Origin of the sequence: Pseudomonas sp. BT-42-2 (assembly GCF_025847435.2) — a bacterium.
Lineage (GTDB): Bacteria > Pseudomonadota > Gammaproteobacteria > Pseudomonadales > Pseudomonadaceae > Aquipseudomonas > Aquipseudomonas urmiensis.
This window is the reverse complement of sequence record NZ_JAOYTM010000006.1, coordinates 328,491-352,692: the sequence shown is the minus strand read 5'-3', so window position 1 is coordinate 352,692 and position 24,202 is coordinate 328,491. Positions and strand designations below refer to the sequence as shown.

At 63.0% G+C, this 24,202-nt stretch carries 28 protein-coding genes; 16 read left to right on the top strand and 12 right to left on the bottom strand.

What is annotated here, in order from left to right:
• Positions 1-25: 25 nt before the first annotated feature.
• Positions 26-439 (top strand): hypothetical protein, encoded by a 414-nt coding sequence (locus OIU19_RS06265; RefSeq protein ID WP_264234215.1) that lies wholly within the window; start codon positions 26-28, stop codon positions 437-439.
• Between the two features lie 56 nt (positions 440-495).
• Positions 496-909, top strand: a complete 414-nt coding sequence (locus OIU19_RS06260; protein ID WP_186553169.1) for a hypothetical protein — start codon at positions 496-498, stop codon at positions 907-909.
• A 72-nt stretch (positions 910-981) separates the two neighbouring features.
• On the opposite strand, the gene OIU19_RS06255 is transcribed toward OIU19_RS06260, so the two are convergent.
• Entirely contained in the window at positions 982-1,215 is a 234-nt protein-coding gene (locus tag OIU19_RS06255; RefSeq protein WP_264234212.1) for a DUF1161 domain-containing protein, read from the bottom strand.
• A 73-nt stretch (positions 1,216-1,288) separates the two neighbouring features.
• The gene (locus OIU19_RS06250; protein ID WP_264234210.1) at positions 1,289-1,714 is read right to left on the bottom strand and encodes an OsmC family protein; all 426 of its coding nucleotides are present in this window, start codon (positions 1,712-1,714) and stop codon (positions 1,289-1,291) included.
• Positions 1,715-1,867: 153 nt separating this feature from the next.
• Between OIU19_RS06250 and OIU19_RS06245 the strand changes: the two genes are divergently transcribed.
• Positions 1,868-2,872, top strand: a complete 1,005-nt coding sequence (locus OIU19_RS06245) for an LLM class flavin-dependent oxidoreductase (protein WP_264234208.1) — start codon at positions 1,868-1,870, stop codon at positions 2,870-2,872.
• 40 nt (positions 2,873-2,912) lie between these two features.
• On the opposite strand, the gene OIU19_RS06240 is transcribed toward OIU19_RS06245, so the two are convergent.
• Together OIU19_RS06240 and OIU19_RS06235 are read right to left on the bottom strand one after the other, a co-directional pair.
• On the bottom strand, positions 2,913-3,134 hold the full coding sequence (locus OIU19_RS06240; protein ID WP_264234205.1) for a DUF1161 domain-containing protein: 222 nt from the start codon (positions 3,132-3,134) through the stop codon (positions 2,913-2,915).
• A 102-nt stretch (positions 3,135-3,236) separates the two neighbouring features.
• Entirely contained in the window at positions 3,237-3,452 is a 216-nt protein-coding gene (locus OIU19_RS06235; RefSeq protein ID WP_186553164.1) for a dodecin, read from the bottom strand.
• A gap of 153 nt (positions 3,453-3,605) precedes the next feature.
• On the opposite strand from OIU19_RS06235, the gene OIU19_RS06230 reads away from it, so the two are divergent.
• Positions 3,606-3,929, top strand: a complete 324-nt coding sequence (locus tag OIU19_RS06230) for a YqjD family protein (protein WP_186553163.1) — start codon at positions 3,606-3,608, stop codon at positions 3,927-3,929.
• On the opposite strand, the gene OIU19_RS06225 is transcribed toward OIU19_RS06230, so the two are convergent.
• A complete protein-coding gene (locus OIU19_RS06225) occupies positions 3,926-4,822 on the bottom strand; it encodes a LysR family transcriptional regulator (RefSeq protein ID WP_264234202.1) in 897 nt (298 codons plus the stop codon). The two genes, OIU19_RS06230 and OIU19_RS06225, sit on opposite strands and share 4 nt — an antisense overlap.
• Positions 4,823-4,932: 110 nt before the next feature.
• On the opposite strand from OIU19_RS06225, the gene trpB reads away from it, so the two are divergent.
• Both trpB and trpA read left to right on the top strand, forming a co-directional pair.
• Entirely contained in the window at positions 4,933-6,150 is a 1,218-nt protein-coding gene (gene trpB, locus OIU19_RS06220) for a tryptophan synthase subunit beta (RefSeq protein WP_264234201.1), read from the top strand.
• A complete protein-coding gene (trpA, locus tag OIU19_RS06215) occupies positions 6,147-6,956 on the top strand; it encodes a tryptophan synthase subunit alpha (protein WP_264234198.1) in 810 nt (269 codons plus the stop codon). Before trpB ends, trpA begins: the two co-directional genes overlap by 4 nt.
• Positions 6,957-7,078: 122 nt before the next feature.
• Here trpA and OIU19_RS06210 read toward each other — a convergent pair whose 3' ends face one another.
• A complete protein-coding gene (locus OIU19_RS06210) occupies positions 7,079-7,411 on the bottom strand; it encodes a DOPA 4,5-dioxygenase family protein (protein ID WP_264234196.1) in 333 nt (110 codons plus the stop codon).
• 55 nt (positions 7,412-7,466) lie between these two features.
• On the opposite strand from OIU19_RS06210, the gene OIU19_RS06205 reads away from it, so the two are divergent.
• A complete protein-coding gene (locus OIU19_RS06205) occupies positions 7,467-8,072 on the top strand; it encodes an NAD(P)-dependent oxidoreductase (protein ID WP_264234194.1) in 606 nt (201 codons plus the stop codon).
• Positions 8,073-8,166: 94 nt separating this feature from the next.
• On the opposite strand, the gene OIU19_RS06200 is transcribed toward OIU19_RS06205, so the two are convergent.
• The gene (locus OIU19_RS06200; protein ID WP_264234192.1) at positions 8,167-9,066 is read right to left on the bottom strand and encodes a LysR family transcriptional regulator; all 900 of its coding nucleotides are present in this window, start codon (positions 9,064-9,066) and stop codon (positions 8,167-8,169) included.
• 108 nt (positions 9,067-9,174) lie between these two features.
• Here OIU19_RS06200 and betC point away from each other — a divergent pair, with 108 nt between their 5' ends.
• From betC to OIU19_RS06185, 3 genes are all read left to right on the top strand, one after another.
• Positions 9,175-10,692, top strand: coding sequence for a choline-sulfatase (gene betC, locus OIU19_RS06195; RefSeq protein ID WP_264234190.1), 1,518 nt, complete (start codon positions 9,175-9,177; stop codon positions 10,690-10,692).
• A 14-nt stretch (positions 10,693-10,706) separates the two neighbouring features.
• On the top strand, positions 10,707-11,633 hold the full coding sequence (gene choX / locus OIU19_RS06190; protein WP_264234189.1) for a choline ABC transporter substrate-binding protein: 927 nt from the start codon (positions 10,707-10,709) through the stop codon (positions 11,631-11,633).
• Between the two features lie 125 nt (positions 11,634-11,758).
• On the top strand, positions 11,759-13,324 hold the full coding sequence (locus OIU19_RS06185; protein ID WP_264234186.1) for a SulP family inorganic anion transporter: 1,566 nt from the start codon (positions 11,759-11,761) through the stop codon (positions 13,322-13,324).
• Between the two features lie 104 nt (positions 13,325-13,428).
• Here OIU19_RS06185 and aroE read toward each other — a convergent pair whose 3' ends face one another.
• Together aroE and hemF are read right to left on the bottom strand one after the other, a co-directional pair.
• Entirely contained in the window at positions 13,429-14,253 is an 825-nt protein-coding gene (aroE, locus tag OIU19_RS06180; protein WP_264234184.1) for a shikimate dehydrogenase, read from the bottom strand.
• A gap of 26 nt (positions 14,254-14,279) precedes the next feature.
• Entirely contained in the window at positions 14,280-15,191 is a 912-nt protein-coding gene (gene hemF, locus OIU19_RS06175; RefSeq protein ID WP_186553152.1) for an oxygen-dependent coproporphyrinogen oxidase, read from the bottom strand.
• A 135-nt stretch (positions 15,192-15,326) separates the two neighbouring features.
• On the opposite strand from hemF, the gene OIU19_RS06170 reads away from it, so the two are divergent.
• Positions 15,327-16,304: an NADPH:quinone reductase gene (locus OIU19_RS06170; protein ID WP_264234182.1), complete on the top strand. Its 978-nt coding sequence runs from the start codon at positions 15,327-15,329 to the stop codon at positions 16,302-16,304.
• A gap of 128 nt (positions 16,305-16,432) precedes the next feature.
• Here OIU19_RS06170 and OIU19_RS06165 read toward each other — a convergent pair whose 3' ends face one another.
• From OIU19_RS06165 to dprA, 3 genes are all read right to left on the bottom strand, one after another.
• Positions 16,433-16,744 carry a DUF3077 domain-containing protein gene (locus OIU19_RS06165; RefSeq protein ID WP_264234180.1) on the bottom strand — a complete coding sequence of 104 codons (312 nt, stop codon included), beginning with the start codon at positions 16,742-16,744 and terminating at the stop codon, positions 16,433-16,435.
• A gap of 476 nt (positions 16,745-17,220) precedes the next feature.
• Positions 17,221-17,778: an L-threonylcarbamoyladenylate synthase gene (locus OIU19_RS06160; RefSeq protein WP_264234178.1), complete on the bottom strand. Its 558-nt coding sequence runs from the start codon at positions 17,776-17,778 to the stop codon at positions 17,221-17,223.
• A gap of 38 nt (positions 17,779-17,816) precedes the next feature.
• Complete coding sequence (gene dprA / locus OIU19_RS06155) at positions 17,817-18,914, bottom strand: DNA-processing protein DprA (protein WP_264234176.1); 1,098 nt, start codon at positions 18,912-18,914, stop codon at positions 17,817-17,819.
• Positions 18,915-19,123: 209 nt separating this feature from the next.
• On the opposite strand from dprA, the gene def reads away from it, so the two are divergent.
• The 5 genes from def to OIU19_RS06130 are packed head-to-tail and all read left to right on the top strand — an operon-like array spanning position 19,124 to position 23,652.
• Positions 19,124-19,630 carry a peptide deformylase gene (def, locus tag OIU19_RS06150; protein WP_186553147.1) on the top strand — a complete coding sequence of 169 codons (507 nt, stop codon included), beginning with the start codon at positions 19,124-19,126 and terminating at the stop codon, positions 19,628-19,630.
• A gap of 60 nt (positions 19,631-19,690) precedes the next feature.
• Positions 19,691-20,623, top strand: coding sequence for a methionyl-tRNA formyltransferase (gene fmt / locus OIU19_RS06145; protein ID WP_264234173.1), 933 nt, complete (start codon positions 19,691-19,693; stop codon positions 20,621-20,623).
• Positions 20,620-21,930 carry a 16S rRNA (cytosine(967)-C(5))-methyltransferase RsmB gene (rsmB, locus tag OIU19_RS06140; RefSeq protein WP_264234172.1) on the top strand — a complete coding sequence of 437 codons (1,311 nt, stop codon included), beginning with the start codon at positions 20,620-20,622 and terminating at the stop codon, positions 21,928-21,930. Before fmt ends, rsmB begins: the two co-directional genes overlap by 4 nt.
• Before the next feature lie 22 nt (positions 21,931-21,952).
• Positions 21,953-23,326: a Trk system potassium transporter TrkA gene (gene trkA, locus OIU19_RS06135; protein ID WP_186553144.1), complete on the top strand. Its 1,374-nt coding sequence runs from the start codon at positions 21,953-21,955 to the stop codon at positions 23,324-23,326.
• A gap of 11 nt (positions 23,327-23,337) precedes the next feature.
• On the top strand, positions 23,338-23,652 hold the full coding sequence (locus OIU19_RS06130) for a tetratricopeptide repeat protein (protein ID WP_264234170.1): 315 nt from the start codon (positions 23,338-23,340) through the stop codon (positions 23,650-23,652).
• The last annotated feature ends 550 nt before the right edge of the window (positions 23,653-24,202 follow it).

Sequence of the window (24,202 nt, the reverse complement as noted above, 5' to 3'; positions counted from 1 at the left end):
TATCTCGCCAAGGGGGAGTATCGCCATGCGTTCACAGTTAGCCATCGGCACATTGCTGCTGTTGTCAGGTTGCTCCACCCTGCCAGACCCAGACCCGAACCAGGCCTGGATCGACCTGGCCCCGCACGATGACACCTCATTGCACGCCGTGCAGGTGGATGAGCGCGACTGGGCCGATAACCGCTATTTCGAAGTCGCCCCCGGCAACCATGAGCTGACCGTGCGCTACCAGTTTCCCGTCGCCCCAAGCAATATCGGCCCCGTCGCCGAGCCGCTGTGGCGCGATTGCCAGCTCAATGTCAGCTTCAAGGACTTCAACGCTGGCCAGCGCTATCGCCTGCAAGCAGGCAGCATTGGCTTCCGTCCGTGGATCAAGCTGTATGACCAGCAGCAAAAACTGGTCGGGCAGGGCGAACCGGCAGGCTGCCAACGCACCTGAACGTGCTGATTGGCGCTATGCTTGTGCCTTGTGAACATGCAAGTGGGAGTTTCACCATGCGCCAGCCCATGATGCTGATCGCCCTCAGTGCACTGGGGGCTTGCGCCAGCCCCTTGCCCCCCGCCGACCCCAAGCAAGCCTGGATCGACCTGTACACCATCACGCCCGGTCGAGTGATCATGGCCGATCGCCTGGATGGCAAGCGACTCAACGATGGGCGCTACTTCCAGGTCACCCCTGGCAAACACGAGCTGGTCGTGCGCTTTGACTACGAAGTGACCAGCGGGCTGTTTACCACCGACCCCACCGAACGCACCTGCTACCTGACCGTGCGCTTCGACAATTTCGAGGCTGGCCAGCGTTATCGCCTGGAAGCCCGGGCGCCAGCCATGCAGCCGCAGGTGTACCTGTACGACAACAGCCGCAAGGTGTTGGTCGATGAGCCTAGCGACATCTTCTGTATTCCCTAGCGCTTTTCAGGCAGTCCGCTGGAACGACAAGCCTACTCACCAAGGGCCGCCAAGCGGCCCTTGGCTTAGACGCTACTGATCATTCTTCTGATAAATGATCTTTTTGGTTCCAGCATCACAGCTGCCAACGACCATGTTCTGATCCTTGACCTCGCTATTAGGGACGATCTCCAGCGTGTATGAGGCTACCCCTCGCGCTTGAATCTTCGCTTCGATCTCAGCCTTGAGTTCCTCACATGGCTTGACCGCCGCCACTGCGGACGTTGCGAGCAGGGAAGCCAGCACGGCGATTGCAACGCGGATCATGGAACGGCTCCTGAAAGGGCAGGCAAACTGCCAACGCCCTTTAGACTACAGCAAACGTCCGCCGTTGCGCCGCCTACGGCACCAAGGTGGCGTCCAGGCTGATCTGCGCGTTGAGTACCTTGGATACCGGGCAACCGGCCTTGGCCTTGTTGGCGATTTGCTGGAACTGCGCGTCGTTGGCGCCGGGCACCTTAGCCTTGAGAATCAGGTGCACAGCCGTGATGGCGAAGCCGTCTGGCTGCTTGTCCAAGGTCACCTCAGCGATGGTATCGATCCGCTCCGGGGTCAGCCCCGCCTCACCGAGCATCATCGACAGCGCCATCGAAAAGCAGCCAGCATGGGCCGCGCCAATCAGCTCTTCCGGATTAGTGCCCGGAGTCCCTTCGAAGCGGGTATTGAAGCCATACGGGTTTTGCTTGAGGGCGCCGCTCTCGGTAGACAGCAGGCCATTGCCATCCTTGAGACCACCTTGCCAAACCGCCGATGCTGTCTTCTTCATTGCTGCCTCCTGGACATGGGTTCGTGTGCCTAAGGTTGAGAGGACTGTGCCTACGGCAAGTTCAGAACAATCGCAGGCCTTGCATTGAATCCGTCGAATCTGCCCATACAGAGTCTAAAAGGCACTTGGCCAACCACTTCTGCGGAGGCTCCAATGACGCACCTGCGTGACCTGAAGATATCCACCCTCGACCTGGTGCCGGTGCGCGCTGATTCCGGCCCCGCCCAGTCGCTGCGCAACTCGCTGGACCTGGCGCGCAACGTCGAGCGTTTCGGCTACAACCGCTTCTGGGTGGCCGAACACCACAACATGGACGGTATCGCCAGCTCTGCGACGTCGGTGCTGATCGGCTATTTGGCCGGCGGCACTTCGACCATTCGTCTGGGCGCAGGCGGGGTGATGCTGCCCAACCATGCGCCGCTGGTCATCGCTGAACAGTTCGGCACCCTGGCCAGCCTGTATCCGGGCCGCATCGACCTGGGCCTGGGCCGCGCCCCCGGTTCCGACCAGATGACAGCCCGCGCGCTGCGCCGTGAGCGCTCAGGCAGCGCTGATGATTTCCCAGATGACGTCGAGGAGCTGGTGCGCTATTTGGGTCCACGCACGCCGGACCAGCGTGTAATTGCCGTGCCAGGGCATGACACCGAAGTGCCGATCTGGCTCTTGGGCTCCAGCCTGTTCAGCGCACAATTGGCGGGGATGCGTGGTTTACCCTACGCGTTCGCCTCACATTTCGCACCACGCCTGATGCATCAAGCGATTCGGATTTACCGCGATCACTTCAAGCCCTCGACGGTGCTCGACAAGCCCTACGTGATGCTCGGCGTGCCGATGGTGGTGGCCGAGACCGACGAACACGCTCAATACCTCGCCACCTCGGTGTATCAGCGCATTCTTGCCCTGATGCGTGGCCAGAGCCTGATGCAGCGGCCACCGGTCGAGAGCATGGAGGGGTTGTGGCTGCCGCATGAGCGCGAATCGGTCATGAGCTTCCTGGGGCTGGCGATGATAGGTAGCCCGCAGAAGGTGCGGGCCCAGGTCGAGGTGCTGCTGGAGCAGACCGGGGCGGATGAACTGATCTTTACCTGTGATTTGTATGAACATGCCGACCGAGTCAGGTCTTATGAGCTGCTGGCTCAAGCTCTGCAGAATTCATGAAGATCTTGGGGCTGCTTTGCAGCCCCAAAATGTGTGGGTTTCAACCACGCCGGTAGACGATTTTCTTGGTTCCACCCTCGCAGGTACCAACCTCTTTGCCGGCAGCCTCATCCTTGTCGACGATCTCCAGCGTGTAGCCAGTAACCCCTTTGGCATCCAGCTTCGCCGCAATCTCAGCCTTGAGCTCCTCGCACGGCTTACCCGCCGCCATCGCGCCACCTGCCACCGCCAGCAAACCCATCGCTAATAGCAGATTCTTCATCGATCGCTTTCCTTGTTCAGATCAAAGTCGAAAAGGGCGCCGGCTGGGCGCCCTGTATCTGTATTACCCCATCGCGCCGGGACACGCTAGCCCGGCACTGTTTCAGCTATTAGCGATGCGGAAACCGACTTTCAGGGTCACCTGAAAATGCGCGGCCTTGCCATCGCGAATGTGCCCACGGGTATCCACTACCTCGAACCATTCCAGATGCTTGATGCTCTTGCCCGCTTCGGCAATGGCATTGTTGATCGCGTCTTCGATGCTGGTGGGCGACGACCCGACCAGTTCGATCTTCTTGTAGGTGTGATGATCGGACATGAGCGCTCTCCTTGAGTGAAGTATCGGATTGAGCCTAGCAGCGCAGGCCTGGTTTACCTGCGAGCCATCGCCACCTGTGAAAGTTCGATCGCACTTTCGCCACCCCGCGCAGTCGCAACCCTAACAGCCAATCCACTGCGAAGGAGAGTCAACATGGCCCGCAACGCCCTGCGTAAAACCTCATTGGAAAACATGGAAGCCGAGATCGAGAGCCTGCTCAAGACCCTGGAGACCCTCAAGCACGACGCATCCGAGGAATCGCACAAGACCATCAAGGCGATCCGCGGCAATGCGGAAAATGCACTCAAGCACTCGCGCAGCGTGCTCAGCGACGCTTATGACGAGGTCAAGACGCGCACGCGCCAGACCGGTATCGCCACCCGTGACTATGCCCAGGAACACCCTTGGACCGCCGCTGGCGTTGCCGTCGGCGCCCTGGGCCTGCTGGCCGCCTACCTGTTGACCAAGCGCAACTAAACCGCCTGCTGGTCCAACTCACGGCGCAGCCATTGCGCCAACTGCTCGGCGCGCCCATCTGCGGCGCGCCGCGGCACCCACAGCGCCAAGGCAGCCTGGGTGGGCGAGAAGCCCCACGGGGCGATCAAACGCCCGGCGCGCAGGTCGTCCGCTACCAGCGGTTGCGGCGCGATGGCCACGCCCAAGCCAGCAACTGCCGCCTCCAACAAGTAATACAAATGCTCGAAGGCCTGGCCGAAGTGCAACGCGCCAGCGTCCAGACCGTGCTGCGTCGCCCATGCCGGCCATGCCTGCGGACGCGAGGTGGTATGCAGCAAGGCCTCGCCGAGCAACGCCTGCGGGGGCGCATTACGTAAACGCTCGGAGCCAGCGAAGTGCGGGCTGAGCACAGGTCCAATACGCTCCTCGGCCAGTACATGCACCTGCATATCTGCCGGCCACGGCGGCTCGGCATACACCAGCAAGGCATCCAGCCCGGGACGGCGCGGGTCGAGGTCGCCTTCACCCGCCGACAAGTGCAAACGCAACTCCGGCAAATCGGCCTTGAGCCGCCCCAAGCGAGGGATGAACCAGCGCGCCAGCAGGCTGCCCGAGCAACCCAGGACGAACGGCGCCTCACTGACATCCCGGCTCAATTCAGCGCAAACCCCACGCAGCCGGTCAAACGCATCAACGCTGGCATCGCGCAGACGCACGCCGGCATCTGTGAGTTTGACGCCACGCCCGTCCTTGACGAAAAGCGCCACCCCTAGATGCTCCTCGAGCACCTTGATCTGCCGACTCACGGCACCATGAGTCACGTGCAGCACTTCGGCGGCCTGACTGACGCTGTTGAGCCGGGCGGTGGCTTCAAAGGCCCGCAAGGCATTGAGAGGAGGCAGATCCTGGCGCATGGTACGTGTGAGATTTCCTGACAAGTTATAGCAATCTTATCGGTTTTCAGGCGAGCCTGTCGTGGTTAGAGTAAAGCCCATCACTCATTCATAACGCCCTGGAGCGCCCCATGACCCAGACCCAATTCCGCGCCGGCCCCGACGCCAACGGCCTGTTCGGCTCGTTCGGTGGCCGCTACGTGGCAGAAACCCTGATGCCGCTGGTGCTGGACCTGGCCCGCGAGTACGAAGCGGCCAAGGCCGACCCGAAGTTTCTCGAAGAGCTGGCCTACTTCCAGCGCGACTACATCGGCCGCCCCAATCCCCTGTACTTCGCCGAGCGCCTGACCGAGCACTGCGGCGGCGCGAAGATCTTCTTCAAGCGTGAAGAGCTCAACCACACCGGCGCGCACAAGGTGAACAACTGCATCGGCCAAGTGCTGCTGGCCAAGCGCATGGGCAAGAAACGCCTGATCGCTGAAACCGGCGCTGGCATGCACGGCGTGGCCACCGCCACCGTCGCCGCACGCTTCGGCCTGCCGTGCGTGATCTACATGGGCGCCACCGACATCGAGCGCCAGCAAGCCAACGTGTTCCGCATGAAGCTGCTCGGCGCCGAAATCGTTCCGGTCACCGCCGGCACCGGTACCCTCAAGGACGCCATGAACGAAGCGCTTCGCGACTGGGTGACCAACGTCGACGACACCTTCTACCTGATCGGCACCGTTGCCGGCCCGCACCCGTACCCAGCGATGGTCCGCGACTTCCAGTCGATCATCGGCAAGGAAACCCGTGCCCAGCTGCAAGAAAAAGAAGGTCGTCTGCCCGACAGCCTGATTGCCTGCGTAGGCGGCGGCTCCAACGCCATGGGCCTGTTCCACGACTTCCTCGATGACGCCAGCGTACAGATCATCGGCGTTGAAGCCGGTGGCCACGGCGTCGACACCGACAAACACGCCGCCAGCCTCAACGGCGGCGTACCCGGCGTGCTGCACGGCAACCGTACCTACCTGCTGCAGGACGCCGATGGCCAGATCACCGACGCCCACTCGATCTCGGCAGGCCTGGACTACCCAGGCATCGGCCCGGAGCACGCCTACCTGCATGAAGTGAAACGGGTCGAGTACGTCAGCATCACCGACGACGAAGCCCTCGATGCCTTCCACGCCACCTGCCGCCTGGAAGGCATCATCCCGGCCCTGGAGAGCTCCCACGCCCTGGCCGAAGCGATCAAGCGCGCGCCGACCCTGCCCAAGGACCACCTGATGGTCGTGTGCTTGTCCGGCCGTGGCGACAAAGACATGCAAACCGTGATGAACCACATGGCCGCCCAGGAGAAACAGGCATGAGCCGTCTTGAACAACGCTTCGCCGACCTGAAGGCCGAAGGCCGCTCGGCGCTGGTCACCTTCATCACCGCTGGCGACCCCGGCTACGACGCCTCGCTGGCGATCCTCAAGGGCCTGCCTGGCGCTGGCGCCGACGTGATCGAGCTGGGCATGCCGTTCACCGATCCCATGGCCGATGGCGTGGCCATCCAGCTCGCCACCCTGCGTGCCCTGGAAGCCGGTCAGACCCTGGCGAAAACCCTGCAGATGGTCCGTGAGTTCCGCGTCGGCAACCAGACCACGCCGATCGTGCTGATGGGCTACTACAATCCGATCCACCGTTTCGGCGTGGAGCAATTCGTCACCCAAGCGAAAGAAGCCGGCGTCGATGGCCTGATCATCGTCGACCTGCCGCCAGAGCACGATGCCGAGCTGGCCACCCCGGCCCAGGCGGCGGGCATCGACTTCATCCGCCTGACCACGCCGACCACCGACGATGCGCGCCTGCCGCGCGTGCTCGAGCGTAGCTCCGGGTTCGTCTACTACGTCTCGGTAGCGGGTGTGACCGGCGCAGGTTCCGCGACTACCGAGCACGTCAGCGAGGCAATCGCGCGTCTGCGTCGGCATACCGATCTGCCGGTCAGCGTTGGTTTTGGTATCCGTACTCCAGAACAAGCGGCTGCGATCGCCCGCCTGGCGGAAGGGGTGGTGGTAGGGTCGGCGCTGGTCGACAAGATTGCCCAGGCCAAAGATGCCGATCAGGCCGTCAGCGATGTGTTGAGCCTGTGTTCGGCGCTGGCTGAAGGGGTGCGCTCGGCGCGTAACTGAGTCGCCTGTCTTGCGAGGGCTTCGCCCTCGTTCGCGGGCAAGCCCGCTCCTACAGGGAATGCGCAGCTGTGACAATTAGCGCTATTGCTGTGGCGGCGCGCTTGCCGGCGAAAAGGCCACGATTAATCTTCGAAGATGGACAGATCCAGCGGCCTGACCGCTCCCATCCAGATCGCATGATCGCGATGATCGGCCAACTCATCCCCCGTCAGTGGATGCAGAAACACCACCAGACCCTTGCGATACAGCGCCAGCCACGGCAGCACCACCCCCACCAGTTCCGGCTCGAAGGCCAGCTGGCAGCTCCAGTCCGGATGCGGCCCGACCGGCTTCTGGTGCATACGCCCCATGCTCACCCCAAACAGCCGCGCAGCCTCCTCGCACAGCGCCCGGGCCTGCTCCATGGTCTGCGCATCGTAGTAAATATGGGCGTGATAGCCCTTGATCCTTTGCACGATAACTCCTGAATGCGGTCCAACGATCATCCCCACCGGCACAGGGAGCGATCAGGTGAAAAATGCCGAAACCCCAGTCTTCAAACTGGTCCTGTTCGGGATCCAGAGCAGCCTTGGCAGTGCACTGGCGGTCGAGTTGCTGTCGCGCCAGCACGAGATTACCGCAGTGGTTGACGACCTCAACCGCCAGGCGCCGCGCCCAGGCCTGCACTTCAAGATAGGCGGGCTGGGCAATGCTGACCAGGCGCAACAAAGCGTGGCTGGAGGGTCCGCGGTGATCGTCTTGCTCTCGGCGCTGGCACCCGGCGATTGGCTGGCGCAGCGGCAGATGAGCCAGGCACTGGTGGCTGGGCTTGAGCGCACGACTATACGCCGGCTGTTGCTGGTGGGCGATTTTGCTGTGCTGGATACGCCGGGGCAGCAGGTCGACGAGGCCAATCAGATCGTCGATGTGCTGCAACGCAGTGGACTGCATTGGACGTTGATCAATGCACCGCAAGACGCGCCAGGGCTGGGCATCGAGCATTTTCGCAGCGCCGATGGAACGCTGGAACCGGGGCTGGCTGCGCCTTTGCGGCGGTTGGCCGGGGTCGCGGCGGGGATGGTCGATTGCCTGGAGCTGGATCTGCATCGGGGCGAGCATGTGAACTTCGTGTCATAGCTTCTGGGGCTGCAGCCCTTCGCGGCGGTTCGGCGTCAATAACCTGTGGGAGCGGGCTTGCCCGCGAAGGGCTGCGCAGCAGCCCCAAAAAACCTCAAATGCGACGCTCACTTTCCAACCAATCGACAAACCGCTCGATCAACGCCCCACGCCGCTTACGCGGTGGCAGCACCACGTAATAGCCACGCTCCGAGCGCAAACTGCCCAGCAATGGCCGACACAGCAAGCCCTGTTCCACCAGCCCGTCGACCAGATGCGCCCAACCAATCGCCACCCCCTGCCCAGCAATCGCAGCCTGGATCAGCAAGGTGTAATTGTCGAAGCGCAGCTGCCCAGCTGGCGGTGGGCTGGACAAACCCAAGCCACGAAATACCCCCGCCCAATCAAACCAGCGGCTGGCCTGCTCACCGCGCAAATGCAGCAATGGCAATCGTTGCAAAGCCACGGCTGACAAGGGTTTGCCATGAATCAGCCGTGGGCTGCAAACCGGGAAAACCTCTTCATTGAACAGCCAGCGACTTTCGCCCTGATGAAAGCGCCCATCTCCAAACAACACAGCCACATCGATATCCGGGCGCAACATGCCCTGGCTGCGCTCGCCGGTCACCAGGCTCACATCCACCTGTGGATAAGCTTCATGAAAACGCTGCAAACGTGGCATCAGCCAAAAAGCAGCGAAGGCAAAGTCCGTCGCCACCTGCAGCACTTCACGCTGGCTGTGGCCGCTGGCCTGGGCCACACCTTCATCCATCGCCTGCAAACCTTGATGCACCTGCTCGAACAGAAGCTGCCCCGCTTCAGTCAGGGTAATGCCCCGGTAGATCCGGTCGAACAGCCGCGCGCCTAGCTGCGCCTCGAGGCGCTTGACCTGCTGGCTCACCGCCGGCTGGGTTGTCCCCAGCTCCAGCGCCGCCGCAGTGAAGCTGCGCAAACGGGCAGCGGCCTCGAACACCCGCAAGGTATCCAGCGACAACTCGGCAAGGTGCTCAAACATAAGCTCAGCTAATCCCAGTCATTGCCCGCCATGGGCTTTACCCATGTTATCCACAGTCGCATCCTCGATCGCAAGCCGCTCGCATAACTCTCGACGATGGAAGCCAGCATGAAACGACCCCATATCCTGTTCATCATGGCCGACCAGATGGCCGCGCCCATGCTGCCGATCTACGTTCCTTCGCCGATCAAGATGCCGAACCTCAGCCGCCTGGCAGAGCAGGCGGTGGTATTCGACGCCGCCTACTGCAACAGCCCACTGTGTGCGCCCTCGCGCTTCACCTTGGTCAGCGGCCAGCTGCCCAGTCGTATTGGCGCCTACGACAACGCAGCCGATTTCCCTGCCGACGTGCCTACCTACGCCCACTACCTGCGCCGCCTCGGCTACCGCACGGCGCTGTCAGGCAAGATGCACTTCTGTGGGCCGGATCAGTTGCATGGCTACGAAGAACGCCTGACCAGCGACATCTACCCGGCCGACTACGGCTGGGCAGTGAACTGGGACGCACCCGAGCAGCGCCCCAGCTGGTACCACAACATGTCTTCGGTGCTGCAAGCCGGGCCGTGCGTGCGCACCAACCAGTTGGATTTCGATGAAGAGGTGGTGTTCAAGGCCCGCCAATACCTCTATGACCATGTCCGTGCAGGCGACGACAAGCCGTTCTGCCTGACCGTGTCGATGACCCACCCGCACGATCCGTACACCATTCCCCAGCACTATTGGGATCTATACCAGGCTGTGGATATCCCGATGCCGGGCGAGGTGCTGGCGCAGCACGAGCACGACCCGCATTCGCAACGTCTGCTCAAGGTCTACGACCTGTGGGACAAACCGCTGCCTGTGGATAAGATCCGCGACGCCCGCCGTGCCTACTTCGGTGCTTGCAGCTACATCGACGACAACATCGGCAAGCTGCTGCAAACCCTGGAGGAATGCGGGCTGAGCGATGACACCCTGATCGTGTTCTCCGGCGATCATGGCGACATGCTTGGCGAGCGTGGCCTTTGGTACAAGATGCACTGGTTCGAGATGTCGGCGCGCGTCCCCCTGCTGGTACATGCACCCAAGCGGTTCGCTGCCGGACGGGTCAGCGCCGCGGTGTCTACCTGTGACCTGTTGCCGACCCTGGTCGAACTGGCCGGTGGCCAGGTGCAGGCCGATCTGCACCTGGACGGCCGCTCGCTGCTGGGCCATCTGCAAGGGCAGGGCGGCCATGACGAAGTGATCGGTGAGTACATGGCCGAAGGCACGATCGGCCCACTGATGATGATTCGCCGCGGCCCGTACAAGTTCGTGTACAGCGAAGACGACCCCTGTTTACTCTATGACCTGAGCCGCGACCCGCACGAGCGGGAGAACCTCACCAGCAGCCCGCAACACCAGGCGCTGCTGCAGGCATTTGTCGATCAGGCCCGCCAACGCTGGGATATCCCCAGCCTGCGCCAGCAGGTGCTGGCCAGTCAGCGCCGCCGCCGCTTGGTGGCGCAAGCGTTGGCCATCGGCAAGCTGAACAGCTGGGACCATCAACCGATGGTCGACGCCAGCCAACAGTACATGCGCAATCACATCGATCTCGACGACCTCGAGCGCAAGGCACGTTATCCACAGCCCGCACCTATCGATTGAGTAAAGAGGCCGCCATGAACACATTCTCCACCGCCATGATCAGCCTGGCCCTGAGCCTGGGCGCGGTCACCGCCAACGCCGACAGCGACGCACAGTGCAGCACGGTCAAACTGGCCGACCCTGGCTGGAGCGATATCGCCTCGACCAACGCCGTCGCCCGCTTGCTCCTGGAAAGCCTGGGTTATCAGGTGAAGATCGACAGCCTGGCGGTGCCAATCATCTATGGCGGCCTCAAGGACGGCAAGGTCGATGCCTTCCTCGGCAACTGGATGCCCGCGCACCAAGGCTTTCATGACAAGTTCATCGCCAACGGCGATGTGCAGAAACTCAGCCGCAACCTGCAAGGCACCGAGTTCACCCTGGCGGTACCTGATTACGTGTGGGATGCCGGGGTCAAGGACTTCGCCGACCTGCAAAAACATGCCGCACAGTTCGACAACAAGGTGTATGGGATCGGCTCTGGCGCGCCGGCTAACCTGTCGCTCAAAGAAATCATCGATAAAAACCAGTTCGACCTGGGCAAATGGAAACTGGTCGAGTCCAGTGAACAGGCAATGCTCACCCAGGTTGAGCGGGCCGTGAAGAAGCACCAGTTCATCACCTTCCTCGGCTGGACCCCGCATCCGATGAATGTGAAGTTGAAGATGCATTACCTCACCGGCGGCGAGCAGTGGTTTGGCAGTAAAGGCGAGGTGTACACGCTGGTGCGCAAGGGTTATCCACAAGCCTGCCCCAATGCAGCGAAGCTGCTGGCGAACCTGAGCTTCGATCTGGACATGGAGAACAGCATCATGGCGCAGGTTGTGGATAACAAAGTGAGCTTCGATGTGGCGGCCAAGGAATGGCTGAAGGCGCATCCCGAGCGGCTGCAGGGTTGGTTGGCTGGGGTGACGGCAAAAGAGGGTGGTGATGCGCTGACGGCGGTCCAAGCCAAGCTATAGTGGCGCTTTCATCGCGGGGCAAGCCCGCTCCCACGCAACATCCTTTTACCTAGGGGTAATTCGTGGGAGCGGGCTTGCCCCGCGATAGCGCCCGCTCAAACACTGCAAACCTTGGATAGATCGCCATGCCCCGCCTGACCCACCTGCTGCCGTTCCTCGCCTGGCTCCCCCGGCAATCGCGCCGTAGCCTGCGCCAGGACCTGCTGGTCGGCCTCAGCGGCGCGATCCTGGCCCTGCCGCAATCGATCGCCTACGCCCTGATCGCCGGCCTGCCCGCCGAATACGGCTTGTATGCGGCCATCGTGCCGGTGCTGATCGCCTGCCTGTGGGGCTCGTCCTGGCACCTGATCTGCGGCCCCACCGCGGCAATCTCGATCGTCCTCTACACCAGCATCAGCCCCCTGGCCGTCAGCGGCAGCGCCGACTACGTCACCCTGATCCTGCTGCTGACCTTCCTGGGCGGCGCCTTTCAGCTATTACTCGGACTGCTGCGCTTCGGTGCGCTGGTCAACTTCGTCTCGCATTCGGTGGTCCTCGGCTTCACCCTCGGCGCGGCTATCGTCATCGCCCTGGGCCAACTGCCAAACTTGCTGGGCATGGACCTGCCCAGCCAGGCTACAGCGCTAAAAACCCTCCAGGATCTGCTTGCCCATGCCGGGGACGTCGACCTGCCATCGCTGGGCCTGGGCCTGGCCACATTGTTGATCGGCATCGTGATCAAGCTGTTGCGCCCGCGCTGGCCCGGCCTGTTGATAAGTCTGATCGTGGTCAGCCTGGCTGCTTGGCTGATGCCGAGCATGTTCGGCCACGTGCCACGGGTGCCGGCGTTCATTGGCCAACTGCCGCCGCTGAGCCCGCTGCCACTGCTCGACCTGGAACTAATCCTGCGCCTGCTCCCCAGCGCCGTGGCGATCGGCATGCTCGGCCTGGTGACCAGCCTGTCCATCGCCCGCTCGCTGTCGGCGCGCTCCGAACAACTGATCGACGCCAACCAAGAGATCCGCGCCCAAGGCCTGTCGAACATGGTCGGGGCGTTGTTCTCCGGCTACCTGTCGTCCGGGTCTTTCACCCGTTCCGGCCTGAGCTACGAGGCCGGCGCCCGCTCGCCCTTGGCCGGGGTGTTCTCGGCACTGTGGGTGGCGCTGTTCGCAGTGACCGGCGCCGGGCTGATCGCGCATTTGCCGATTCCGGCCATGGCCGGGAGCATTTTGTTGATCTGCTGGGGCTTGGTGGATCATCGCGGCATTCGTGCATTGTTCCGGGTCAGCCGCGCCGAGTTCCTGGTGATGGCGCTGACGGCTGCCGCCACGCTGCTCCTTGAATTGCAGACAGCGATCTATGCAGGGGTGCTGGCGTCGCTGTTCTTCTACCTCAAGCGCACCTCGCGGCCACGGGTGCAGCAGAGTCGAGAAGGGCAGGCGGATGTGCTGCGGGTGGGCGGATCGATCTTCTTTGGTGCCGCGCATTACCTGCAGGTGCGTTTGCAGCGCTGCCAGGGGCCGCACGTGGTGATCGATGCGCGGCAGGTCAACTTCATCGATTACTCAGGGGTCGACATGCTGCACCGCGAGGCGCGGAGATTAGGCCGCAATGGCGGCAGCCTGACCCTGCAAAGGGCGCGCCCGCAGGTGATTGAAGAGTTGCAGAAGCTGGAAGGGGCTGAGTTGTGTCCGATCCGCTTTGAACAGTGAGACCCACATCGCGGGGCTTGCCCGCTCCCACAGGGACAACGTGAACCCAGGTGGGAGCGGGCTTGCCCCGCGAAGGGCCGCAAAGTGGCCCCACAATCTCAAATTCAGCCGCGCGCCAACTGCCGACGCAGCTCGTCGAGCACCGGCGCGGTCTCGGGACGAACCCCACGCCAGATGAAGAACGCCTCAGCTGCCTGCTCCGCCAGCATCCCCAACCCATCCAGCACCTGCCCGGCGCCTAACCGGCTGGCCCATTGGCAAAACGGGGTTGGCTCCTTGCCATACATCATGTCGTAGCACACCGTGCGCCCGGCCTCGACCAAGCTCTCGGCAATCGCTGGCATCTCACCCGCCAGGCTCGCCGAAGTTGCATTGATGATCAGGTCGACCGGCTCCTGCAACCAGGCAAAACCACTGGCGACCACGGGCCCAAGTTCATCGAACTCCTGCGCCAGCTGTTCAGCCTTTTCCACCGTGCGGTTTGCGATCACCACCGACTGCGGGTTATGCGCCAGAAGCGGCTCCAACACCCCACGCACGGCGCCGCCGGCACCGAGGATGAGGATGCGCTTGCCCGTCAGCTCGACCCCAGCATTCACTGTCAGGTCACGCACCAGGCCCGCTCCGTCGGTGTTATCGCCTTGCAGCGTGCCATCGGCCAGCTTGCTCAGCGTATTCACCGCACCAGCGCGCTGGGCTCGTGGGGTCAGGCTGTCGCACAGACGATAGGCCTCTTCCTTGAAGGGTACCGTGACGTTGGCACCACTGCCCTGCTTGAAGAAGCCCCGTGCGCAGTCACTGAAGTCATCCAGTGGCGCCAGCAGGGTGTTGTACTCGATGTCCTGGCCGGTCTGGTCGGCGAACAGGCGATGGATCAACGGCGACTTGCTGTGGCCGATCGGGTTGCCGAAAACGACGTACTGGTCCATGAGGGCTCCTCGGTTATCCACAGGGCTCACTGGCCGAGCCAGTCGCGATCTTGCAGGAAGTACTCGGTCAGGCGCGCTTCTTCGCTGCCCGGCGCGGCCTTCCAATCGTAGCCCCAACGCACTTGCGGCGGCAGCGACATGAGAATCGACTCGGTACGGCCACCCGACTGCAGGCCGAACAGGGTGCCGCGGTCATAGACCAGGTTGAATTCAACATAGCGCCCGCGGCGGTATTCCTGGAACTCGCGCTGCTCAGCGGTATAGGGGGTGTCCTTGCGGCGCTGGACGATTGGCAGGTAGGCCTGAACATAGGCATCGCCGATGGCGCGGATGAAGGCAAAGCAGGTGTCGAAGTCCCACTCGTTCAAGTCATCGAAGAACAACCCGCCAATACCACGCGGCTCACCGCGGTGCTTGAGGTGGAAGTAGCGGTCGCACCAGGCCTTGTAGCGCGGGTAGACATCAGCGCCAAACGGCGCGCAGGCCTGCTCGGCGACGCGGTGCCAATGCACGCAGTCTTCCTCGTTGCCATAGTAGGGCGTCAGGTCGAAGCCACCGCCGAACCACCAGACCGCTTCCTCGCCTTCTTTCTCGGCGATGAAAAAACGCACATTGGCGTGCGAGGTGGGTACATGCGGGTTGTGCGGGTGGATCACCAGCGACACGCCCAGCGCTTCGAAGCCGCGTCCAGCCAGCTCCGGCCGGTGAGCGCTGGCCGAAGGCGGCAGGCCTGAACCGAACACGTGGGAGAAATTGACCCCCCCTTTTTCGATCACCTTGCCCTCACCGATCACCCGTGTGCGCCCGCCACCACCGGCTTCGCGCACCCAGGCATCCTCGACGAAGCGGGCGCCGCCGTCTTCGGTTTCAAGGGCAGAGCAGATGCGGTCTTGCAGGTCGAGCAGATAGGCCTTCACGGCCTCGGTGCGGCTGGTCATCGGGTCACCTGGAAGGGGCAGGGGAAGAATTCGCCGCGTAGCATACCACCGGCAACTGGCCCGCCGCAGTTGACGGCGATCAAGCAAAGGCGTCCGATAGAAGGCCTGCTTCAATCCCGACAACAGGAGTGCGAGATGGCCCAGCGTATCCAGTTCAGCCAACATGGCGGCCCAGAAGTCCTGCAACTGGTCGAGTTCGACCCGGCCCCACCCGGCCCACAGCAAGTGCGTGTACGTAACCAGGCCGTCGGCCTGAACTTCATCGACACCTATTTTCGCAGTGGCCTGTATGCACCACCGTCGCTGCCCTCGGGCCTGGGCACCGAAGGCGCCGGCGTGGTCGATGCCGTGGGCGAGGGCGTCACCCGCCTGAAGGTCGGCGACCGCGTGGCCTATGCCGGCGGCCCGCTGGGTGCCTATAGCGATGTGCACACCCTGCCAGCAGCGAATCTGGTCAAGCTACCCGACAGCATCAGCTTCGAGCAGGCCGCTGCGGTGATGCTCAAGGGCCTGACCGTGCAGTACCTGCTCAAGCAGACCTACGCCGTACAGCCGGGCGATGTGATTCTGTTCCACGCCGCTGCCGGTGGGGTCGGTTCGCTGGCGTGCCAGTGGGCGGCAGCTCTGGGAGCCAAGCTGATTGGCACCGTCAGCTCGGCCGAGAAGGCCGAACGGGCCAAGGCGCTGGGCGCCTGGGAGACGATCGACTACAGCCGCGAAGACGTCGCCAAGCGCGTGCTGGAGCTGACTGACGGCAAGAAAGTGCCAGTGGTGTACGACGGGGTTGGCGCCGATACCTGGCTGACCTCGCTGGATTGCCTGCAACCGCGCGGCCTGATGGTGAGCTTTGGTAATGCCTCGGGCGCGGTCAGTGGGGTGAACCTGGGAATCCTGTCGCAGAAGGGTTCGCTGTATGTGACCCGCCCGACGTTGGCTAGCTATGCCAACAATGCCGAGAACACCCAGGCCATGGCCGATGACCTGTTCGCGATGATTGCCAGTGGCAAGCTGACCGTGGATATCCAGCAGCGTTATCCGCTGAGTGAAGCGGCCAAGGCGCAGGCTGAGTTGTCGGCGCGGCGCACGGTGGGTTCGACGGTGCTTCTGCCCTGAAGCCAGTGGGGCCGCTTTGCGGCCCAATCGCGGGGCAAGCCCGCTCCCACGTTGTAAGTGTGACCCGGAGGATTTTCGCGGTGCTCATGGTCCACGTGGGAGCGGGCTTGCCCCGCGATAGCGTCAATTCAGACCGCCAATCGCGTGCTCAATGTCCCGGACTCGAAGCTGTCGAGCAACGCTTCAACCACCCCCTCAGCCGCCTCGACCGCATGCAGGTTCGCCCAGAACATGCCGCGGCCTTCTTCGCGCAGATGATCAATCGCCTGCATGCCTGTTTCGTAGGCACAGCGCAGGTGCAGGGCTACGTGGACCAAGGCGTCTTCGATGGGGATGTTGGGGTTTATCGAATACAGCGGCGGGTGGCCGGCATCGCAGCGGCCGAAGGGGTGAGCGGTAGTTGTAGGAAGTGGCGGATCCGGTACGAGCTTTCTAGTCATGGCAACCTCAATAATTGAAGCTGGCACATCATTCGTTACCACACGAATGGGTGGCAGCTGCACGCGGGGTGGTAAACCGGAGAGGTACCAGACCCGGCAGGCTCGAAAGCCTCCCGCGCACAGCCGCCATAGACGACTCTGATACCTATTCCAATGGGGTTACCACACCCCATCGCCGAGTTATTCAGCGACGAAATGAAGCCTAGAGGTACGAGTTCCCACTGAGAAGGTAACGGCGTTCGACAGCGTGCGTAGGATATTTCCCTAAATCCACTTCGGACAGCCTTGAGGACAAAATCAGAATTGTCAGCACCGCACCGGATAGCGACGAAGCCCCCTGTAGGAGCGGGCTTGCCCGCGAACGAGGGCGAAGCCCTCGCCATCCATCACTACGGCTGCCACCGGCCTCTTCGCGGGCAAGCCCGCTCCCACAGGGTCAAGTGGTGCAGGCAAGATCCAGTTCTATAAGCGAGCCATCAGCCCGCGCGAACCACTTCTCCGGTGGCCAGATCACGAATCACACTCGGATTCTTCCGCCCCCCCAGCGCCCCGCCCAGCACCAGGTCCAGCTGGCCGCGGAAATACTGCTCGACGCGCAACCGGCTCTTGGCCGCTGGCCGCCCCCCAGGGTTGGCCGACGTCGAGATCAACGGCCCGACCAGGGCACACAACTCGCGCACCAGCGGATGATCGCTGACCCGCAACGCCACCGTATCGTGCTGCCCAGTCACCCACTCGGGCAACAAGCCTTGATGCGGCACCAGCCAGGTATTAGGCCCGGGCCAGGTGCTGCTCATGCGCTCGATCCAGTCTTCGGGGAAGTCCTCGAACAAGAATTCGAACTGGTGAATGTTGTCGGCAACCAGAATCAGGCCTTTATCCACAGGCCGCGACTTGAGCGCCAGCAGGCGATACACCGCGTCTTCGTTCCACGGGTCGCAGCCCAGGCCCCAGACCGCTTCCGTCGGATAGGCAATCACCGCGCCCGCCCGAATCTCCCGTGCGGCTTGTTGCACACGCCAACTGCTCACCATTGCTGTCTCTCCGCATATAAAGCTGATCTGCAGTTTACTTAGCCGGACCGCGCAAACCAACGCCCAGCTTCATTGCTGACCCGCCCTTCAAGCTCAAGCTCGGTGAGGCTGGCCAACACCTGCGCCATGGGTTGGCCGCTGCTGCGCGCCAGGCCCTCGCTGGTCTGCGGTTGGGCATGCAACAAGGCGAGCAGGGGATGGGCAGGTTTATCCACAGGCGCAGGAGGCAGGTTCTGCCAACCGCGCAGACTGTCGAGGATCTGTTCCACGCTCTCTACCAACAAGGCGCCGTCGCGAATCAGTTGGTGACAGCCCTTGGCGCCAGGGTGGTGGATGGAGCCAGGCAGCGCGTACACCTCACGGCCTTGCTCAGCTGCCAGCCGCGCGCTGATCAACGAGCCACTGGCCAGGCTCGCCTCAACCACCAGCACGCCCAACGACAGGCCGCTGATGATCCGGTTGCGGCGAGGGAAGTTGGCAGGCAACGGGCCGGCGTCCAGGGGGAACTCGGAAACCACCGCACTACCACGCTCGATCATCACCTGGGCGAGCGACTGGTGACGCTGTGGATAAAGTTTTTCCAAGCCCGTGCCCAGCACCCCAATCGTGCTCCCGCCCGCCTCCAATGCGGCCCGATGAGCGGCACCGTCAACACCCACTGCCAAGCCGCTGGTGATGGTAAATCCGGCTTTGGCCAGGTAGCGCGAGAACATCGCCGCGTTATCCAGCGCAGGCGGGGTCGCCCTGCGACTGCCGACGATCGCCAACTGCGGGCGCTCGAGCAGGGCTGGGTTACCGGCGACAAAAAGCAGCGGCGGGGCATCATCGATTTCGCCCAGCAGCGGTGGATAACCCGGCTGGTCCCACATCAGTAAATGCTGGCCAGGCCGCTCTAGCCAGGCCATTGCGGCACTTGCGCCATCGCGCACGTCTGGGCTGCGGCGCGCTTCGCAGGCGGCTGCTGGAATGCCCAACGTACGCCACGCGGTGGCCGGCGCACTGAGTGCCGAAGAGGCACTGCCGAAGGCTTCGATCAGCGTTTGAAAGCGCCGCAGGCCCACCTCGGGCAGCCGATGCAGACGCAAACGCGCCTCCAGCTCGGCAGGCGGACAAGCAGACGAATGGTGTTCAGGCATGGCAGATCATCCTTGATCGACAGAGGGTCATCCACCTGGCACAACCTGTGGATAACTGTGTTGATAATACTTTGACAACCTGTCAGTCGAATGGGCTATAAGGCGTCCTTTGAAACCCTAGACGAGCTTTGCCAGGTGCTGAATCCCCCGTTTCCCTTTATTATGTGTGCTCAGTTTTCAACCGACCGCACAGTGACTGCCTGACCCCTATGGCCATTTTGAACATTCTCGAATTCCCTGACCCGCGCCTGCGCACCATCGCCAAACCGGTGACGGAGTTCGACGACGCCCTGCGCCAGCTGATCGACGACATGTTTGAAACCATGTACGAAGCCCCTGGCATCGGCCTGGCCGCAACCCAGGTCAACGTACACCTGCGCCTGGTGGTGATGGACCTGAGCGAAGATCGCAGCGAGCCACGGGTGTTCATCAACCCCGAGGTCGAAGAGCTGACCCACGACATGGGCCAGTACCAGGAAGGCTGCCTGTCGGTGCCGGGCTTCTACGAGAACGTCGACCGCCCGTTGCGGGTCCGGGTCAAGGCCCAGGATCGTGATGGCAAACCGTACGAGCTGGAGGCCGAGGGCCTGCTGGCGGTGTGCATCCAGCACGAGCTGGACCACCTCAACGGCAAGCTGTTCGTCGACTACCTGTCGCAGCTCAAACGTGACCGGATCAAGAAGAAGCTGGAAAAGCAGCACCGCCAGCAAGCCTGATTCCCACCTTGCAGAAGGCTTGCTCCGGCAAGCCTTTTTCTTTTTTAAAGCGAGAACTCCATGCGCATCGTCTTCGCAGGCACCCCAGAGTTTGCCGCCGAACACCTCAAAGCCCTGCTCGACAGCCCCTACCAAGTGGTGGCGGTGTACACCCAGCCGGATCGCCCGGCGGGCCGTGGGCAGAAGCTCATGCCGAGCCCGGTCAAGCAATTGGCCGTGGCCCATGACATTCCGGTGTTGCAGCCGCCAACCTTGCGCAATGCCGAGGCGCAGGCGGAGCTGGCCGCGCTCAAGCCCGACCTGATGGTGGTGGTTGCCTACGGCCTGATCCTGCCGCAAGCGGTGCTCGACATCCCGCGCCTGGGCTGCATCAACAGCCATGCCTCGCTGCTGCCACGCTGGCGCGGTGCGGCGCCGATCCAACGCGCCGTGGAAGCCGGCGATGCCCAGAGCGGCGTCACCGTGATGCGCATGGAAGCAGGCCTGGATACCGGGCCGATGCTGCTCAAGGTGGTCACCCCGATCAGCGCCGACGATACCGGCGGCAGCCTGCACGATCGCCTCGCCGAGATGGGCCCGCCAGCCGTGGTCCAGGCCATCGCCGGCCTGGCCGATGGCAGCCTGCAAGGTGAAGTGCAGGACGATGCCCTGGCCACCTATGCGCACAAGCTGAACAAAGACGAAGCGCGCATCGACTGGAACCGCCCGGCGGTGGAACTGGAGCGCCTGGTGCGCGCCTTCAACCCTTGGCCGGTGTGCCACAGCACCCTCGATGGCGAGAGCGTCAAGGTACTGGCCGCCAACTTGTCCACAGGCAAGGGCGCACCTGGCGAGATCCTCAGCGCCAGCAAAGACGGCCTGGTGGTCGCCTGCGGTGACCAGGCACTGAGCCTGACCCGCCTGCAACTGCCAGGTGGCAAGGCGCTGAATTTCAGCGACCTGTTCAACAGCCGTCGCGAGAAATTCGCCAGCGGTAAGGTGCTCGGCCAATGAACCCACGTCTGGCCGCCGCCCGCGCCCTGGCTGCCGTGCTCAGCGGCAAGGCTTCGCTGAACAGCTCGCTGCCAGCTCAACTGGACAAGGTCGACGAGCGCGACCGTGGCCTGACCCAAGACTTGGCGTTCGGCACCGCCCGTTGGCAGCCACGCCTGGAGCTGTTGGCCGAAAAGCTCTTGCAGAAGCCTTTCAAAGCCGCCGACTGCGATGTGCAGGCGTTGTTGCTGGTCGGCCTGTACCAGCTGTTCTACACGCGCATTCCGGCCCATGCCGCCATTGGCGAGACCGTGGGCTGCGCCGACAAGCTGAAAAAACCCTGGGCCAAGGCCCTGCTCAATGCCGTGCTGCGCCGCGCCCAGCGCGAAGGGCAAGAAATCCTCGCCGGCATGGAGCGCGATCCGGTGGTGCGCACTGCCCATCCGCGCTGGCTGCAGAAGTCGCTCAAGGCCTTCTGGCCCGAGCAGTGGGAAGCGATTTGCGCGGCCAACAACGCCCACCCGCCGATGATCCTGCGGGTCAACCGCCGTCATCACAGCCGCGATGCCTACCTGGCGTTGCTGGCTGAAGCGGGCATCACTGCCAGCGCTTGCCAATACAGCCGTGACGGCATCGTGCTCGAAGCCCCCTGCGACGTGCGCGGCCTGCCAGGCTTTGCCGACGGTTGGGTCAGCGTTCAGGACGAGGCCGCGCAGCTGGCTGCCGATCTGCTCGACCTGGCGCCCGGCCAGCGCGTGCTCGACGCCTGCTGCGCGCCGGGCGGCAAGACCTGCCACCTGCTCGAAGCCGAACAGGGCCTGAGCGAAGTGGTCGCCATCGACCTGGAAGCCAAGCGCCTGACCCGTGTACGCGAGAACCTCGACCGTTTGCAGCTGGACGCCAAGCTGATCGCCTGTGACGCTCGCGAAACCGCCGCCTGGTGGGACGGCAAGCAGTTCCAACGGATCTTGCTCGACGCCCCATGCTCGGCCACTGGCGTGATCCGCCGTCACCCCGACATCAAGCTGACTCGCCAAGCCGACGACATCCCGGCCCTGGCCAGCCTGCAAGGCGAGTTGCTCGATGCCCTGTGGCCGACCCTGGAAGTCGGCGGCATGCTGCTCTACGCCACTTGCTCGAGCCTGCCGACGGAAAACACCGAAGTGATCGATGCCTTCCTGGCCCGCACCCCTGGGGCTCGCGAGCTGGACCTGGCCACCACCGCCGGCCTGCGCCAGGCGCATGGTCGCCAGCTGTTGGCTCAGGAAGGCGGCCACGACGGCTTCTACTATGCCAAGCTGATCAAGATTGCCGCTTCGCGCGGATAAAAATAAAGGTTAGGAGTAGCGGATGAAGATCATCATCCTCGGCGCAGGCCAGGTAGGCGGCACGCTGGCGGAACACTTGGCCAGCGAAGCCAACGACATCACGGTGGTCGACACCGACGGCGAACGCCTGCGCGACCTCGGCGATCGCCTCGATATCCGCACCGTACAAGGCCGTGGCTCGTTGCCAACGGTCCTGCGCCAGGCCGGCGCCGATGACGCCGACATGTTGGTCGCGGTCACCAACAGCGACGAGACCAACATGGTCGCCTGCCAGGTCGCCTATTCGCTGTTCCATACCCCGACCAAGATCGCCCGGGTGCGTGAGTCGGCCTACCTCACCCGCGAAGAGCTGTTCCACAACGATCACATTCCGGTCGACGTGCTGATCAGCCCCGAGCAAGTGGTGACCAACTACATCAAGCGCCTGATCGAGCACCCCGGCGCGCTGCAGGTGATCGACTTCGCCGAAGGCAAGGCGCAGCTGGTGGCGGTCAAGGCCTACTATGGCGGCCCCCTGGTCGGCCAGCAGCTGCGCCAGATCCGCGCGCACATGCCCAACGTCGACACCCGGGTGGCGGCGATCTTCCGTCGCGACCGGCCGATCAAGCCGCATGGCGATACCGTGATCGAAGCTGACGACGAAGTGTTCTTCATCGCCGCCAAGGCCCACATTCGGGCGGTGATGGGCGAGCTGCGGCGCATCGACGAAACCAACAAGCGTGTGGTCATCGCCGGTGGCGGGCAGATCGGCGAGCGTCTGGCCGAGGCCATCGAGAGCCGCTATCAGGTCAAGATCATCGAGATGAGCCCGGCGCGTTGCCGCTATCTGTCCGACACCCTGGAAAGCACTGTGGTGTTGCAGGGCAGCGCTTCGGACAAGGACCTGATGCTCGAAGAGAACATCGCCGACGCCGATATCTTCCTGGCCCTGACCAACGACGACGAGGCCAACATCATGTCCTCGCTGCTGGCCAAGCGCCTGGGTGCGAGCAAGGTCATGACACTTATCAACAATCCGGCCTATGTCGACCTGGTCCAGGGCGGCGATATCGATATCGCCATCAGCCCGCAGCTGGCGACCATCGGCACCTTGCTGGCGCACGTGCGCCGCGGCGATATCGTCAGCGTGCACTCGCTGCGTCGGGGCGCGGCGGAAGCCATCGAAGCGGTGGCGCATGGCGATTCGAAGTCGAGCAAGGTGATTGGCAAGGCCATCGAAGACATCGCCCTGCCGCCCGGCACCACCATCGGTGCGATCATTCGCGACGAGCAAGTGCTGATTGCCCACGACGACACGGTGATCGAGGCCGGTGACCATGTGATTCTGTTCGTTGTGGATAAAAAGCATATCCGTGACGTGGAGAAGCTGTTCCACGTGGGCTTGAGCTTCTTCTAAGGAGAAACGGCATGCGCGAATCGCTGGAAAAAATGCTCGCCAAGGGTGTGGATAACGCGCTGTTGCGCTTCGGTCTGGGCAAGGCTTGGCTGGATGAAGGCAACGGCGCTGAGGCGGCGGTGCACCTGGCGCGGTGTGTCGAGCAGGATCCTAAGTATTCGGCGGCTTGGAAACTTTTAGGTAAGGCGTATCAGCTGGACGGCAACCTGGAGGCAGCGCGCAAGGCCTGGGAGGAGGGCATTGCCGCGGCGCAGGCGCATGGCGACAAGCAGGCCGAGAAAGAGATGACCGTTTTCCTGAAGAAGCTAAACAAAACATCGCCTTGACGCTGTCCCTGTGGGAGCGGGCTTGCCCGCGAACACCGGCGAAGCCGGTGCCATCCACCACAGTGCCTGCTTCGCGGGCAAGCCCGCTCCCACAGGGGCCCTGCTAAAACAGACAGACCTGTGTTCAGCCTGCTAGCAGGGCAGTGGATAACTCAATACCAGCGCGCTTCACCCGCCGGACATCGTCGCTGGATATCGGCGCTGCTCCCCGTGACTTGACGGCGGCGCAGCCCCTGAAAAACAGATGACCGTTTCCTGACGAAGCTCAACAAAGCTTCGCCTTGACGCTGTCCCTGTGGGAGCGGGCTTGCCCGCGAACACCGGCGAAGCCGGTGCCATCCACCGCAGTGCCTGCTTCGCGGGCAAGCCCGCTCCCACAGGGGCTCTGCTAAAACAGACAGACCTGTGTTCAGCCTGCTAGCAGGGCAGTGGAAAACTCAATACCAGCGCGCTTCACCCGCCGGACATCGTCGCTGGATATCGGCGCTGCTCCGCTGACTTGACGGCAGCGCAGCCCCTGACAAACAGATGACCGTTTCCTGACGAAGCT

What these genes read in the sequence shown, in the direction of transcription:
- fmt (WP_264234173.1), top strand. Translation starts at nt 19,691, where the DNA reads ATGCGCATCGTCTTCGCAGGCACCCCAGAGTTTGCCGCCGAACACCTC.
- choX (WP_264234189.1), top strand. Translation starts at nt 10,707, where the DNA reads ATGAACACATTCTCCACCGCCATGATCAGCCTGGCCCTGAGCCTGGGC.
- aroE (WP_264234184.1), bottom strand. Translation starts at nt 14,253, where the DNA reads ATGGACCAGTACGTCGTTTTCGGCAACCCGATCGGCCACAGCAAGTCG.
- OIU19_RS06185 (WP_264234186.1), top strand. Translation starts at nt 11,759, where the DNA reads ATGCCCCGCCTGACCCACCTGCTGCCGTTCCTCGCCTGGCTCCCCCGG.
- OIU19_RS06260 (WP_186553169.1), top strand. Translation starts at nt 496, where the DNA reads ATGCGCCAGCCCATGATGCTGATCGCCCTCAGTGCACTGGGGGCTTGC.
- OIU19_RS06255 (WP_264234212.1), bottom strand. Translation starts at nt 1,215, where the DNA reads ATGATCCGCGTTGCAATCGCCGTGCTGGCTTCCCTGCTCGCAACGTCC.
- dprA (WP_264234176.1), bottom strand. Translation starts at nt 18,914, where the DNA reads ATGCCTGAACACCATTCGTCTGCTTGTCCGCCTGCCGAGCTGGAGGCG.
- trpA (WP_264234198.1), top strand. Translation starts at nt 6,147, where the DNA reads ATGAGCCGTCTTGAACAACGCTTCGCCGACCTGAAGGCCGAAGGCCGC.
- def (WP_186553147.1), top strand. Translation starts at nt 19,124, where the DNA reads ATGGCCATTTTGAACATTCTCGAATTCCCTGACCCGCGCCTGCGCACC.
- OIU19_RS06245 (WP_264234208.1), top strand. Translation starts at nt 1,868, where the DNA reads ATGACGCACCTGCGTGACCTGAAGATATCCACCCTCGACCTGGTGCCG.
- rsmB (WP_264234172.1), top strand. Translation starts at nt 20,620, where the DNA reads ATGAACCCACGTCTGGCCGCCGCCCGCGCCCTGGCTGCCGTGCTCAGC.
- OIU19_RS06230 (WP_186553163.1), top strand. Translation starts at nt 3,606, where the DNA reads ATGGCCCGCAACGCCCTGCGTAAAACCTCATTGGAAAACATGGAAGCC.
- OIU19_RS06265 (WP_264234215.1), top strand. Translation starts at nt 26, where the DNA reads ATGCGTTCACAGTTAGCCATCGGCACATTGCTGCTGTTGTCAGGTTGC.
- OIU19_RS06170 (WP_264234182.1), top strand. Translation starts at nt 15,327, where the DNA reads ATGGCCCAGCGTATCCAGTTCAGCCAACATGGCGGCCCAGAAGTCCTG.
- betC (WP_264234190.1), top strand. Translation starts at nt 9,175, where the DNA reads ATGAAACGACCCCATATCCTGTTCATCATGGCCGACCAGATGGCCGCG.
- OIU19_RS06240 (WP_264234205.1), bottom strand. Translation starts at nt 3,134, where the DNA reads ATGAAGAATCTGCTATTAGCGATGGGTTTGCTGGCGGTGGCAGGTGGC.
- OIU19_RS06165 (WP_264234180.1), bottom strand. Translation starts at nt 16,744, where the DNA reads ATGACTAGAAAGCTCGTACCGGATCCGCCACTTCCTACAACTACCGCT.
- OIU19_RS06160 (WP_264234178.1), bottom strand. Translation starts at nt 17,778, where the DNA reads ATGGTGAGCAGTTGGCGTGTGCAACAAGCCGCACGGGAGATTCGGGCG.
- OIU19_RS06200 (WP_264234192.1), bottom strand. Translation starts at nt 9,066, where the DNA reads ATGTTTGAGCACCTTGCCGAGTTGTCGCTGGATACCTTGCGGGTGTTC.
- trkA (WP_186553144.1), top strand. Translation starts at nt 21,953, where the DNA reads ATGAAGATCATCATCCTCGGCGCAGGCCAGGTAGGCGGCACGCTGGCG.
- trpB (WP_264234201.1), top strand. Translation starts at nt 4,933, where the DNA reads ATGACCCAGACCCAATTCCGCGCCGGCCCCGACGCCAACGGCCTGTTC.
- OIU19_RS06250 (WP_264234210.1), bottom strand. Translation starts at nt 1,714, where the DNA reads ATGAAGAAGACAGCATCGGCGGTTTGGCAAGGTGGTCTCAAGGATGGC.
- hemF (WP_186553152.1), bottom strand. Translation starts at nt 15,191, where the DNA reads ATGACCAGCCGCACCGAGGCCGTGAAGGCCTATCTGCTCGACCTGCAA.
- OIU19_RS06235 (WP_186553164.1), bottom strand. Translation starts at nt 3,452, where the DNA reads ATGTCCGATCATCACACCTACAAGAAGATCGAACTGGTCGGGTCGTCG.
- OIU19_RS06130 (WP_264234170.1), top strand. Translation starts at nt 23,338, where the DNA reads ATGCGCGAATCGCTGGAAAAAATGCTCGCCAAGGGTGTGGATAACGCG.
- OIU19_RS06225 (WP_264234202.1), bottom strand. Translation starts at nt 4,822, where the DNA reads ATGCGCCAGGATCTGCCTCCTCTCAATGCCTTGCGGGCCTTTGAAGCC.